The organism is Methanosarcina mazei S-6, assembly GCF_000970205.1.
Taxonomy (GTDB): Archaea; Halobacteriota; Methanosarcinia; order Methanosarcinales; family Methanosarcinaceae; genus Methanosarcina; species Methanosarcina mazei.
The window spans coordinates 3,247,919-3,261,609 of the sequence record NZ_CP009512.1 but is presented as its reverse complement, the minus strand read 5'-3'; the positions used below and the strand labels follow the sequence as shown (position 1 = coordinate 3,261,609).

Genomic DNA, 13,691 nt, shown 5'->3' with positions numbered 1-13,691 from the left:
TTTTACCCCGCTATTTTATGTCTCCTGCATTTATAAGAGGCGCGGGCATTTCGGGTTTTTCTATCTCTTTCCAGTGGCTATTTTCTTGAAATATATACATCTGTATTATGGAAAAACGAATGCCTGAACCATACTTTAAATGCCTGAAGGGCGAGGGTTTTCCCGTAGCCATATTTACCTTTTTAGTATCTTTATCGACTGCGTTTTTTACTATCAAGCTGCAGCTTATTTTCCGGCGTTCCCGGATTTGTTCCTTAGACTCTCTGATATATAGAAACCTATATGAATATTTAGAAAAAACAATAGGTTTTTCCGAAAAGTAGCACTAAGAAATTTATATTTCCTGTTGCCTGAATTTCGGAACACCTTCTAAAAAACATTTAATCCTTTAGCTGTATACCAGTTGAAGCTTTGGCACCTGACTTTCGTTTCCGCAGTCACTGCTGTAGAATGCAATATAGTTGTTGCTTTCGGTGTGTGCTTTTATGAGAAAACCGGTGTTTTCGTATTTTCCACTGGTATACTCTTTTACGAGATCAGTTACATCCAGCTTGTAATACTTATTGTCAGGAGGGCTACTACCCCTAATAGTTATTGTAGCGTATGGGGTGCCTCCCTGCAAAACACCATTTTTATCGTACCAGTCTCCGCCTGGACTAGTCCAAACAACACCGTTGTCCCTTTTGTTCCAGCTCACATAGTCTGAGTTCCATGAAGATGCCGGCCTGTAAATCTCAATTACAGTATCTTCAGGCCTTGTTTTTCCTGCTGGATAATACCAGTAGAGATAAAGGGCTGCTTTTTCAATAGAAGTATCACCTTTATATTCGCTGAGATCAAATCTTATTATATCTCTGTATCTGACATTATTCATTCCCCCGATGTCAATAAATGAAGTGTCGGAATATACAGTATTAGGAGAAGCCTCACGTAAACGATTATCCGTTGCACCGGTAACAGTTACTACAGGTACTTCTTTTTCAACCACAGTAATCTTTGGTTTCTGGTTTTCATCTGTCCAGTCACTGCTATAAAAAGCGATATAGTTATTGTTCTCTGTGCGTGCTTTTATCAGGAACCCGGTGTTTTCATATTTTCCACTGGTATATTCTTTTACCAGGTCTGTTACATCCAGCTCGTAGTATTTATCGCCAGGAGGGAAACTGCCTTTGACAGTTATTGTAGCATATGGAGTATTACCCTGCAAAATACCATTTTTATCGTACCAATCTCCTCCTGGTTTTTCCCATGCAACATTTTTGTCTTTTTTATTCCAGCTTACATAGTCTAAGTTCCATGAAGATGCCGGCCTGTAAATCTCAATTACAGTGTCTTCTGGTCTTGTTTTGCCCGCTGGATAATACCAGTAGAGTGAAAGAACCGCATTAGTAATCCGGGAGTTACTGGTATATTTGCTTAGGTCAAACTGCAATATATCTCTGTATCTGACATTATTCATTCCGCCTACGTCAATAAAGGATGAATCCTTATAGACGGTGTCAGGAGAAGCTTCACGCAAACGGTTGTCAGATACTCCTATTTCGGAAATTATATATTTCCCTTCTGAGACAGTACCCACGAAAATATCATTTTTATCCGTGTAGATATCCTCGTGATCAATCCAAACTATCGTGTCACCGTAGATATCAGGATACATTGCATTTCCGCTGGTGGTAATCTGAGTTTCTTTTGAGTTGGAGAGATCATACATGTAGATATTGGACATTCCATTCTGGAAGAACTTTCCCCACACTATTCTGTCATTGTAAATTGAAGGGAGGCTGTAAATTATAGGGTTGCACGCATTTCCACTGGTGGAAACTTGAATTCCCTGTTGAGTGGAAAGGTCATATACATAAAGGTCATATACGTAAATATTATAACGGTCTGATTTTTCCAGATATGCTATTCTGTTATCATATATTGCAGAGCTATGTAGTCCTCCGCTGATAATCCGGGTTGTTTCCTGAGTGGAGAGATCATACATGTCGATAATAGAAGGTTGATATGTAACCGATGTAACCCCAGAGCACACAACTATCTTATCGTCGTGGATAGCAAAACTGTATAAATTTTTATTGCTGATGGGTATCTGAGTGTTCTGTTGAGTGGAAAGATTATGTATGATGAGATTGGATCTGTAGGTGTCATGATTGGATCTGTAGGTGTCATTAAGTTCCTCCCACACTATTGTATCTTTATAGATATCAGGACCGCTATCTCCGTTACCTAATGCTGTTCCGTTTGTTGAGATCTGAGTTTCCTGAGAGGTAGATATGTTATACATGTATATGTCGGATTTCCCATTCCGATCTTCCATCCAAACGATCTTGTCACCGTAGATTGCAGGAGAGTTAGCAGTCCCGCTTTTGGAGATCATATATAAATGGCCGGAAAGTTCATACGCATATATGTCAGTTTTTCCATTGTCTCTATCCTCATACACTATCATGTCGTCATAAATATTAGGATCATTCGCTGATCCAAGAGTGAAGATCTGAATTATATTAATTTCATAAGGTAGTTTCTCTTCAGTCACAGTAATCTTAGGTCTCTGGTTTTCATCTGTCCAGTCACTGCTATAGAAAGCGATATAGTTATTGCTCTCTGTGCGTGCTTTTATAAGGATTCCTGTGTTTTCATATTTGCCGATAACATACTCCTCTACCAGGTCTGTTACATCCAGCTCATAGTACCTGTTGTCAGGAAGGGTACTGCCTTTGATGGTTATTGTAGCATATGGAGTATTACCCTGCAAAATACCATTTTTATCATACCAGTCTCCACCCGCATTCCTCCAAGCATCATCTTTGTCTTCTTTATTCCAGCTTATATAGTCTTGGTCCCATGGGAATAGTTTCCATGAAGTTGCCGGCCTGTAAATCTCAATTACAGTGTCTTCTGGTCTTGTTTTACCCGTTGGATAATACCAGTAGAGTGAAAGAACCGCATTAGTAATCCGGGAGTTACTGGTATATTTGCTTAGGTCAAACTGCAATATATCTCTGTATCTGACATTATTCATTCCGCCTACGTCAATAAAGGATGAATCCTTGTAGACGGTGTCAGGAGATGCTTCACGCAAACGGTTGTCAGATACTCCTATTTCGGAAACTATCTCCTCAGAATCTTCGGGAGGTTGATAATTGGTGCTTTCAACATTACAAATTGTTGTAGCTGCTGATGATGTATATGAAAAAAGAATTAAATATAAAATCAGAGCTGCTGCTGCTAAAGATAGCGAATTCAGCTTTTTGTTAGTTATCATATATCTACTCCTTCATCTTTCTTTACTCTGACATTTTAGCATATGTCAGTTTTTTCAAATCCAGTATTGATTCCATGGGCCATTGACAGAAAAAGACCGCTTTCCATGAGAAATTAGTATTCTCAATATGCACTATAAAAACATCAAATGTCCTTATTTATAATACTTAACACACTTTCTTATAACTTTGGATGGGCGTTAATATCTAAACTCGAGCACTGAAACTTGTTTTACATAAGTTGATCTCAAAACTCAAAATATTTCTTTGAATCCCTTTTGCAGATCTCCTAAAAAGCAAAAATGAAATTCTTCGAATAACAAGCGCAAAAAATGAAAATATCTGGAAGTACTTTCATGCCAATGAAAATTGAAACTAACAGTATGCTAGAAGAGTCATACTTTGAAGTTGTGATGCATGAGAAACATAAAATTAAGTCAGGTTTTGGGACGAGTTCAATGAAAGGTTCTGGGAACAGACAAAGGAAAAAGTCAGAATGCTAAAGGATTTTAAGGAAAGAGTAAAATCCTGGTAACAGAAGGTTTAAAGAGAGAGAAAAGAGTACAGTACTCCCATTCCCGGGTCTCTTCTGCACCGGGGTATGTTAAGAGTATTAATTATAAGAACTTATAGTTGATTGAAAATTACCAGATAGACTGGTTTAATAAACTAAAACTTTATTGATTATTCTCAGGAGCCTGGAATACTGAAAATAGGAATTATTGGTTGCGGTTTTATTGGCGGACAGATTTGCAGAGCAATTGACAGCGGAGAGATTGATGCTGAGCTATATGCCTTATGTGACTCTTCTGAAAGCAAAGCCTTTGGTCTTGCAAAGTCCCTGAATACCTGCAAGCCTGCATATATGAAGATTGAAGAACTTATTAGCAGTGTAGACCTTGTTGTTGAAAGCGCTTCTCAGAATGCTGTCAGGTTTATCGTACCTCAGGCCCTTAAAGCCGGATGCAGTGTAATGGTGCTGAGTGTGGGTGCTCTTGCAGATAAAGAATTGAGAGAAACTCTTTTCGGGCTTGCAAAAAAGCATAACTGCAAGCTTTACTTCCCCTCGGGTGCCGTTGTCGGAATCGATGGTATTAATTCAGCGCATGCCGCCGGGATTTCTTCTGTTACCCTGACAACCAGGAAACCTCCTTCCGGACTTATGGGGGCCCCTTATGTTGTGGAACATGGCATAGAACTTGAGAAGCTCGAAAAAGAGACCATTCTTTTTGAAGGGACTGCCTCAGAAGCCGTAAAAGCCTTCCCCGCAAACGTTAACGTTGCAGCCACTATAAGCCTTGCAGGTATAGGTTTTGAAAGGACGATGGTGAGAGTTATAGCTGATCCGTCCCTTTCGAGGAACATTCATGAAATTAATGTACAAGGAGAGTTTGGGAAATTCTGTACAAAGGTAGAAAACCTTCCTTCTCCGGAAAATCCTAAAACAAGTTATCTTGCAGCCCTTTCTGCGATCTCAACCCTGAAAAAGATACTTAATCCTGTCCAGATAGGAACCTGAAGCCCGTTAATATTTCATTCCTGGTGAACATTTGGGTTCTGGTCTTATCTCCAGTACAGATCCTATCTACAATTCAGCCTTGAATTGGAAGGGATAGAGTTCATAAACAAGAGATAGAGTTCATAAACAAGAGATAGAGTTCATAAACAAGAGATAGAGTTCATAAACAAGAGATAGAGTTCATAAACAAGAGATAGAGTTCATAAACAAGAGATAGAGTTCATAAACAAGAGATAGAGTTCATAAACAAGAGATAGAGTTCATAAACAAGAGATAGAGTTCATAAACTATAGAAGACACGCAGGGTTATTTCAATTTGATTTTCCCTTTCGTTTTTCCTCTTTTTTCTTCCCTGGCGCGGGTCCTGATAATTTTTTCAGGATAGGAGGCTGGCTGTGTTCACAAATATTATATAGGACGGAAGAGTTAAGCAGGTACATCCCAGGAGACAGCTATATGCGCGAAAAAAGCTTTATGGATTAAATCTTTTCCCTACTGCACTTTTTTACGTTTGATATGCCCCCTCTATTAAAATGCCAGTAAATCAAATATCACCGGAGCTTCCTGAGCTTGAGAACCTCTCTGCTAAAAAATAGCTCTGTTTAATTACTCTAATATTATGGTGGTCCCATGCAGCAAGCAGACCTTACAAAAAGGATTAATGAATTGAAGTTAAAACGAAACGCAGTAATTCTTTCTCATTATTATTCACGCCCCGAAGTCCAGGACATTGCAGATTTTGTCGGTGACTCCCTTGCCCTGAGCCAGGAAGCCGTACGCCAGGACGCTGATGTTATTGTCTTCTGCGGCGTCCATTTTATGGGGGAAAGCGCTGCAATCCTTTCCCCTAATAAAACGGTTTTGTTGCCTGAAATTGATGCTACCTGCCCGATGGCAGATATGGTCAATGTTGAAGGCCTTAAAATATTGAAAGAAAAACACCCTGAAGCCCCTGTTGTCTCTTATGTAAACAGCTCGGCTGCAATAAAGGCAGAATCCTATATATGCTGCACCTCTGCCAACGCTGTGGAAGTTGTAAACTCCCTGGACGCAGACGAGGTCATCTTTGTGCCTGACAAGAACCTGGCTGCTTATGTTGCGTCCCGGACTGACAAGAAAATCATTCCCTGGGAAGGGCACTGCCCGACACACCACCAGATCCTTCGGGAAGATGTCCTGAAAATGAAAGAAAAGCATCCTCGGGCTGAATTTATAGCTCATCCCGAGTGCCGCCCTGATGTCCTTGAACTTGCAGACCATGTGGCAAGCACGCGGGGCATGATCGTACACGCAGAGAGATCGCCTGCAAAGGAGTTTATAATAGGTACGGAGTGCGGGCTTATTCATGGGCTTCTTAAAGCAGTTCCTGAAAAAACATACTACTGCGTCTCTGAATTTGCCTGCTGCCCGAGCATGAAAATGGTCAACCTTGAAAAAGTCCTGACTTCCCTTGAAAAAATGCAGCAAAGAGTAATTGTTCCCGAAGATGTTAGAGCCAGGGCAAAAGAAGCCCTTGATAGAATGCTTGCAGTAAAAATAAATTAATTATTTGAATCTTTTTTCGCTACATTTTGCCGCGTCTATTTTGGCGAAGGCTATTTTTTATCCTTTTTTCCTTAGGGCATAACTCATCCAAGATTTCATAATTTGTCTTCAGAGGAGGATTGTACGTCCTCTCCATTAAAATTTACGATTTTTTAAGACAATGATTGCATTTTAAGCCAAAAATGGGATGTAGTTTTTTAGGGGAATTATTATCCTGATTTATTGAAGGAAAAAAGAAGAAATAAGTTCCAGTTAAAGGATGAATTTCAGAAAACCATATCTTTTTATTTCTTTGCGGTTTGCAGGAAAAATAACATTAAATAAGTGAGGCAGGAAGACCTCACATACTTTTATGCTAACAGTGTTTTCATGCTAACAGTATTTTCATGCTAACAGTGGTTTTTATATTTTTTTCTTTAACACACAGTATCCTGCAACAACCAAAAACAGTGGTAGAGCAATTGCCAGAAGCATTTTAGCTGCTTTCATAGGTTCTCTGGCTGTGCCGTCCTTTTTTGAACCTGCCAGGCTTCTCAAAGTTTTCTGCAATTCAGTTTCCTCTCCCTCATACTCTGTTATTGCAAAGAAGGAATAACCAGGGGTTTCCGATTCAAAATAGACGTATTTTTCGTCCTCTCCTGTTTTTATAGTATCAAGAGGTTCCCAGCCTCTATTATACCATTGAAGGGTTATAAAGGATTCACTAACATTATTCTTTTCCATCCATTTTTTCTCAACTTTAAACCCTACGAGTCCGTTTTTAAGGGAAGTTGGGAGTCCTGCTGCGTTTTCTCCTACCCAGATATTTACGTGCTTATATACTTCTCCACGAGGAAGTACCTTGACAAGAGTGGATTTGTCTCTAAGGACTTCAACAACTGTTGTTGTTTTCCTGAATGTCCTTTCAGCATCGTATTCGATATATGTTATGCATGTAACATTTTGCGGGAATTCGTATTTGACATGATAACCACTCATCACGTTTCTGGTAGCAAGCTCCTTTATAGCAATATTTGTGGCAGGCTCGGTAGAGATTCCGCTTCCCATGCCGCTGGAGCCGGAGTCTGAATCTGGGCTTGAACCGGAACTGGAACCGGTATCCGGATTTGCAGTATCACCGGAATCTGGGCCGGATTCTGGATTTGCGGTAGAACCGGGATCTGAACCTGCAGCTGGATTTGCGGTAGAACTGGAATCTGAACTGGAACTCGAACCAGAGCCGGAATTAGAGCTGGAAGTATCACTTACCTCGCTGTTTTCTGTTTCTGGATTGTCAGTACTGGGGCTCCCTGTTCCTGAGTCATCTGTTTCTGAACCATCATCCGCTGGATTATCATCTGTTGAGTCATCTTCATCGGATGGTATATCTCCACCTGATGTTTCATCATTTCCAGATTGATCATCTTCACCTGATGTTTCATCGTTAACTGATGGTATATCTCCACCTGATGTTTCATCGTTTCCAGATTGATCATCTTCACCGGATGTTTCACCGTTATCTGATGGTACATCTCCACCTGATGTTTCATCTTCACTGGATGTTTCATCGTTGCCGGATTGTTCATCGTCTCCAGATTTTTCATCTTCTTCTGATGTCTCATCATCATCTGAGGAGGAATCTTCCGGGTCCGAATTTCTCCAGCTAAAGTATTTTGAACCCAGATCTCTCAGGTTAAATTTTTCTGAATCTCCAGAGTCCGAATCTGAGTCCGAACTTTCAGTTTCTGAGTCTGAATCTCCTGTGTCCACGGCATCCGAACTTCCACTGTCTCCTCCAATATCATCTGCAGCAGATGCCATTTGGGGAGTCATTCCAGGGATTATTAGTATTACCAACAATACATAAATTAAACAACTTAAAAAATGGGGTTTCATTTTTACTGGCCTCCGCCCGCCGTCCATAAATAGAAATGTCTACTGTACACCGTAAGTCCTTAACAATTTATTACATTATTCATACGAACAAAATTTAGAATCTTTCTTAAGTAAGTTTGTTCAATACCTGAGATCTATAAGAGTGAAATTTTATTTCAGGTAGATAATAGCTTCGGATTTTCTTAAAAAAACAGACTCCAGATGATGTATTTATGTAATTTTGCATCTGACAACCGGATAAAAATCCTGACCTCCTCACACAGCCAGAGCTTTTTTATATAAACGCTCAAATCTTATTTTACCGGTATTTTTCTCTCATGAGTATTTTTCTCTCATGAAGCTCTGGATGAATCAGCATGTAAGATTTAATCGTCGTCGTTTTTGGCAAAATTTTAATACTTTATAATGCTGTTTCTTCTGATGTCTGCCGGAATACGAACATATCTTGAGCTCATGAGGTACAAAAACTGCCTGATGGCAGGTTTTGCAGCAGCAATAGGAACTTTAATAGCGTTTAATATCCTCATTTCCGGAACTTCAACTCCAAATTTTGAGGATGCTTTCCCCTTTCTTGATGCAGGCTTAGTATTTCTGGTGGTATTTTTAGTCTCGGGCGCAGGAAATGCGATTAACGATTACTTTGACATCAAAATAGACTCTATCAACCGCCCTGAAAGACCCATCCCTTCCGGGAGGGTAAAAGCAAAAGAGGCTTTTTATTTTTCTTACCTTCTGTTTGCTCTTGGCACTTTGATTGCTTTTTCCATAAATTCTATATGCGGGTCAATTGCTCTTTTTAATTCCCTGCTATTGATCCTCTATGCAAAAACCCTTAAAGGCACTCCCCTTTTAGGAAACCTGAGTATAGGCTACCTTACAGGCTCCGTTTTTTTATTCGGGGCTTCAATTTTTGGATTCGGAGGAATTAAGGCCCTTTCCGTACTTTTCCTGCTTGCTGCTCTTGCCATTACAGCCCGTGAAATAGTAAAGGACATTGAGGACATGGAAGGCGACAGTCTGGAAGGAGCAGACACCCTGCCCCTGAGGATCGGGGCAAAAAAAGCGGGTTATCTTGCGGTGCTTACAGGGCTCCTTGCAGTAATTTTAAGCCCTCTGCCTTATTTCATGTCTGTCCTTGGCCTGCGTTACATTTATCTTGTCTCTCTGGCAGACCTCGGATTTCTTGCAGCCATTATACAGCTCCTCGTCCGAAATAACCCCACTAAATCCTCTAAACTGTTTAAAATAGCCATGTTTTTTGCCCTCATCGCGTTCATTGCAGGGGTATGAACCGAATAAATTTAATAATCTGTCAGGATTTGATCTCTTACAATAAATTTAATAATCTGTCAAGATTTGATCTCTTATTATTCTACCTCTTACTATTCCATCTTTTATTTAGCAGTCAAATTTGACAGAAAAATTTTTACTGGTTTTTTCAGCAGATAGGTCTCTTCCCTGCTACAAGTTCCATTGAAAAGGAATGGATATCGTCAAGTTCTTTTTCTATAACTTCTGCTGCCTCTTTTTCAACGTCATCCGCTGCACCTTTTTTCATTATCAACTGGGCAGTTGCAATCTGGGGCTGGTCAATAGGGGTTCCGATCTCACTCAGGAGCCAGACATATACCTCCGAGACATCAGGCACCTGCCTGTAAATCTCTGCGGCTATCCTGTGGGAGAGGAGATTATAGATCTTTCCTATGTGGCTCACGGGGTTTTTCCCTGCTGCAGCCTCACTGCTTACAGGGCGGTTTAAAGGAATTATCCCGTTTACGCGGTTTCCACGCCCCACCTCTCCGCAGTCTGCGTCTTCTGCAGAAGTTCCGGTAACTGTTGTGTAAATTCCTTCCATCCCCCTTCCAGGCATGTCAAGGGTGTTAAGGGAAGCCGTGGGTCTTGCACATATGCAGGCTTCAGGCTCAGTTCTTTCTTTTTCCGCAAACCCGGCAGTAAACTCTTCTATCCTGTCGTGAAGTTCTATCTTCTTTTTAAAATAGTCATCTTCAGATTCAACATACATGTCCACAAAAGGAGCAGCAACCGTGAGGTGAACATTCTCTTTATGCCTGAGCCCCATGACCTTTATATCTTCTCCCGACTCCGGATATTCTTTCTTGAACCCCCTTGAGTTAAGGTAGCGCTCGGTCTCTAGCACCAGCCTCTCCGTTGAGCTCAGAGGCGCATATCCGACCGCTGCAGAGGTATCGTTTGCCCCGAGTACCTTCCCACCTCTGCTGAAGATGTCAGTAAGTTCTGCAGATCCCTTTTTAAGTTCAACCTGGTAAATGACACTTTCAGCGTCCACAAAACGGAGTTTTTCCGAGAACCATTCTTTTGCCGTGTCAACAGCAAGCCCGGAAACATCGATCTCGGTCCCTTCGTATTCGAAGGTTGCCCTGTCTCCGATTATCAGCCTCATAGGGCTTACAACCCTTCCCCCCAGAAATTTTCCTTCTACCTGCCCTGCAACAAGCATACCCTTGTCTATGTTGTGGTGCAGGATGGTTCCGAAAGTCTCAAGGTATTTCTGGCTCAGGTTTACGGAAATCTGTTCCATAATTGCATCGCAGATATAGTCCGGGTGCCCGAGCCCTTTTCTTTCAACAACCTCTACCTTTTGCCGGTAGACTTCCGAAGCTTTCAACTCTTCTATAACAATATTTCTCAAAGTCTTTCCCCCCAGATTGCCCTTAAGGGCGCAGTAGATGCCGATTTGATGTTACGGATATGGTCCAAATAGTTCATCCATATTTGTTAATGACCTGTAACTCCTATTTATCAATAAATATTCCTGTGACGCGGTCAGAGATTCCTTCTGCAAATATAATACATGGTGGGCAGGATAGATAAAGACAAACATGTTAATAACGTACCTCTGGCTAGCAGCTGCCCAGCCAGGCTTCATGCCTGATTACCAGAGCCTGACAAATCCTTTTAGTGCCTGTTAAATGAAGTCCGCGTCATCCGAATAATCAATTCTCTTTCTATCCTCGTCCTCCTGTTCTTTTACAACTTCCGGGCCGTGCCTGAGGTATTCTTTAATCATCATTGGGAAGGTGTTTGCAGGCACGAAGCGTACTCCGAGCTGCTCTGCCCATTTTTCAATTCCATAGTCACTTGCTATGACTGCAGCATCAAGTTCTTTTGCAAGGATCAGGACATCAATATCCGGAGCACTGTCAAGAATCCCGTATCTCAGAGCTGCTCTGTACTTGTTCCTGAATTTGCCGATTATTCCCCCTATAACCTCTCTTTCAACCTCTTCCCTGTACTCTTTTTTCTTATTTTGCGGATTTTCCATAAAGAGACATTCGGTTGCAGCTTCCCATATTGCATCTTCCGCAACTCCCATCCCGCGGTTAATCCTTTCTCTCATGTAAGAGACGTATTCATGGAAAATCTGTGAGGTTACATCCACTCTATATCGGTCAGGAGATTTTTTTACGAGCCAGGTATCTATCTTCGCAACTACCTCTCTGTCGCAACCGTTACGGCTTGCAAATTCGTACATCTCTTTGTATACCGATGGATAAGGGACATAACAGCTTATCCCGAAATGCAGGCGGGCTTCGGCTATAAGGTCGAGTATCGTTTTCATCCCTTCACAGAGGGATGTATAACCCATAACCTCCCTGGTCTGCAGATCCGTCAGTGCCGTTGTGTCCAGCACAAATCTCTGCTTAAGCATTTTTTCGAGTCCTTTTATTATCTTTTACCCTTCTTATATATTGATCAAGGGGCAATAAAATTCTTTGTTTTACGCTAATTCGCTTTATTTGATCTAAATGGATAACTGTATATAGTTTTAAAGCGAATAATTCTATAGGGAAGTTTAAACCAGAGCTGAAAAGCGGTTTGAAACATATTTTCGGAATTTTTTAGGTAGGATTACTCTTGTCTGAGCGCTTCAGGCATTTCCTGGTTTACATTGTAACAATAATTACTATGTTTCTTGCCGTTTTGACTTTGCTCAGTCTCGGGCAAAGCTTCTCTCTGCTGAAACCCGGAAATCTCATACTATCCGGCAGGGTGAAGGATTCGGAATAATAGGTGCGCACTGAGTCTGAGTAGAAATCCAGGAAATGGATCGGCTCTATATAAGGAAAACAGGCAAAGAATGGGGAATTTGATGAGTGCAAACGCAGAAAGTTCGGAAACCTTTGTAGACTCAGCACAGGGTTTTGTGAGAAATCCTCTTAGGAAGGGAGGCAGCGCAATGAAAGAATACTGTAATATCTGTGGTCGAGAACTGCTTGAAGATGTGCTAGTAGTTGATACCAGTCTCGATATGAAACCGATTAAATTTAAGGACGTTCAGGGAGATAAATTTGATCTGATATGCATTGAATGTGCAATTGATTCGGTTGAAAATCCACCTTTTGTATGCACAAGGTGCGGACAGCCAATTGAATTTAATGAAAAATTCTATGTGGTCAGGGAAGCGACAACAAAACCAGGCGGACCGAAAGTAGATTTCAAAGAGACATGCATTGGAGATAAATATATCTGCCGCACATGTTTCGATGAAACGATGAACCCCGAATATGATGAAGAGAAAGAAGTCTAAAAAATATTTGATATAATCCCTGCGGTGGAGTACTATGCTCTACCCATAATTTTTTGATGGCTGAATTTCTCAGCCTGTTATCTTTTGTTTCTTTGCTTTTTTATTTGATATTTTTAAATTCTATTTCTCTTTTAAATTATATCTTTCTTTTAAATTACATATTTTTAACTATGTATTTTGAATTATACATCTTTAAATTATATATTTTTGAATTATACATCTTTAAATTATATGTTTTTGAATTACTCATTTTTCGCTATGATATACGGGCTTTCCTGAGGATGCGTGAACTTTAATTCTATGAAGGCATAAATGTGATACAATAAAAATGTAAAAATTCTCTACTATGAAAATTCATGTTTTATGAACCTTCATGTTTTATGGATCTGGAGCAAATTAACTCCTGAATTTACTCTATTTATAGTTTTAAGGGGGAAGTTGATTGAACGGAAGCAGTATAATCGAATTTGAGGACATGACCTGGAGCCAGCAGGTTGAGGATTCCAAAAAGCCCGTTGTTGTGATGTTTTACAGCCCTGCATGCCCATATTGCAAAGCTATGGAACCATATTTTGAGGAATATGCTAAGGAATACGGTTCTTCGGCAGTTTTTGGCAGAATAAATATAGCAACAAACCCGTGGACTGCAGAAAAATACGGGGTTCAGGGCACTCCTACCTTCAAGTTTTTCTGCCATGGAAGACCTGTATGGGAACAGGTAGGCCAGATCTATCCTTCAATACTGAAAAATGCTGTCCGGGATATGCTTCAGCACGGTGAGGAATGCATAAGAAAAAGCACCCCTGTAGGGCAGGACATTACAGGATACGTATAATTCATGTTTACTGTGACGATTCATGTTTACTGTGACGATTCAGACCCACTGTGATGATTCGGGTTTACTGTAATGATTCAG

Annotated in this window: 10 protein-coding genes; 5 read left to right on the top strand and 5 right to left on the bottom strand. The window is 40.6% G+C overall.

The window, feature by feature from the left end; translation table 11 throughout:
- Nucleotides 1–10: 10 nt before the first annotated feature.
- Entirely contained in the window at nucleotides 11–217 is a 207-nt protein-coding gene (locus tag MSMAS_RS13915; protein WP_048036683.1) for a hypothetical protein, read from the bottom strand.
- Nucleotides 218–388: 171 nt separating this feature from the next.
- Complete coding sequence (locus MSMAS_RS13910; protein ID WP_080942092.1) at nucleotides 389–3,268, bottom strand: disaggregatase related repeat-containing protein; 2,880 nt, start codon at nucleotides 3,266–3,268, stop codon at nucleotides 389–391.
- A gap of 701 nt (nucleotides 3,269–3,969) precedes the next feature.
- On the opposite strand from MSMAS_RS13910, the gene MSMAS_RS13905 reads away from it, so the two are divergent.
- Complete coding sequence (locus tag MSMAS_RS13905; protein WP_080942091.1) at nucleotides 3,970–4,785, top strand: aspartate dehydrogenase; 816 nt, start codon at nucleotides 3,970–3,972, stop codon at nucleotides 4,783–4,785.
- A 630-nt stretch (nucleotides 4,786–5,415) separates the two neighbouring features.
- The gene (nadA, locus tag MSMAS_RS13900; RefSeq protein ID WP_011034005.1) at nucleotides 5,416–6,330 is read left to right on the top strand and encodes a quinolinate synthase NadA; all 915 of its coding nucleotides are present in this window, start codon (nucleotides 5,416–5,418) and stop codon (nucleotides 6,328–6,330) included.
- 402 nt (nucleotides 6,331–6,732) lie between these two features.
- On the opposite strand, the gene MSMAS_RS17925 is transcribed toward nadA, so the two are convergent.
- On the bottom strand, nucleotides 6,733–8,130 hold the full coding sequence (locus MSMAS_RS17925; RefSeq protein ID WP_050035467.1) for a PGF-pre-PGF domain-containing protein: 1,398 nt from the start codon (nucleotides 8,128–8,130) through the stop codon (nucleotides 6,733–6,735).
- Nucleotides 8,131–8,625: 495 nt separating this feature from the next.
- Between MSMAS_RS17925 and MSMAS_RS13890 the strand changes: the two genes are divergently transcribed.
- Entirely contained in the window at nucleotides 8,626–9,495 is an 870-nt protein-coding gene (locus MSMAS_RS13890; RefSeq protein ID WP_015412297.1) for a geranylgeranylglycerol-phosphate geranylgeranyltransferase, read from the top strand.
- Nucleotides 9,496–9,643: 148 nt separating this feature from the next.
- Here the strand turns inward: MSMAS_RS13890 and MSMAS_RS13885 are convergent, their stop codons facing one another.
- Together MSMAS_RS13885 and MSMAS_RS13880 are read right to left on the bottom strand one after the other, a co-directional pair.
- Nucleotides 9,644–10,876, bottom strand: a complete 1,233-nt coding sequence (locus tag MSMAS_RS13885; protein WP_011034008.1) for a methionine adenosyltransferase — start codon at nucleotides 10,874–10,876, stop codon at nucleotides 9,644–9,646.
- Between the two features lie 276 nt (nucleotides 10,877–11,152).
- Nucleotides 11,153–11,896: an RNA ligase partner protein gene (locus MSMAS_RS13880; RefSeq protein WP_011034009.1), complete on the bottom strand. Its 744-nt coding sequence runs from the start codon at nucleotides 11,894–11,896 to the stop codon at nucleotides 11,153–11,155.
- A gap of 441 nt (nucleotides 11,897–12,337) precedes the next feature.
- On the opposite strand from MSMAS_RS13880, the gene MSMAS_RS13875 reads away from it, so the two are divergent.
- Together MSMAS_RS13875 and MSMAS_RS13870 are read left to right on the top strand one after the other, a co-directional pair.
- Nucleotides 12,338–12,775 (top strand): hypothetical protein, encoded by a 438-nt coding sequence (locus tag MSMAS_RS13875; protein ID WP_011034010.1) that lies wholly within the window; start codon nucleotides 12,338–12,340, stop codon nucleotides 12,773–12,775.
- 442 nt (nucleotides 12,776–13,217) lie between these two features.
- Nucleotides 13,218–13,610: a thioredoxin family protein gene (locus MSMAS_RS13870; protein WP_011034011.1), complete on the top strand. Its 393-nt coding sequence runs from the start codon at nucleotides 13,218–13,220 to the stop codon at nucleotides 13,608–13,610.
- Nucleotides 13,611–13,691: the final 81 nt, after the last annotated feature.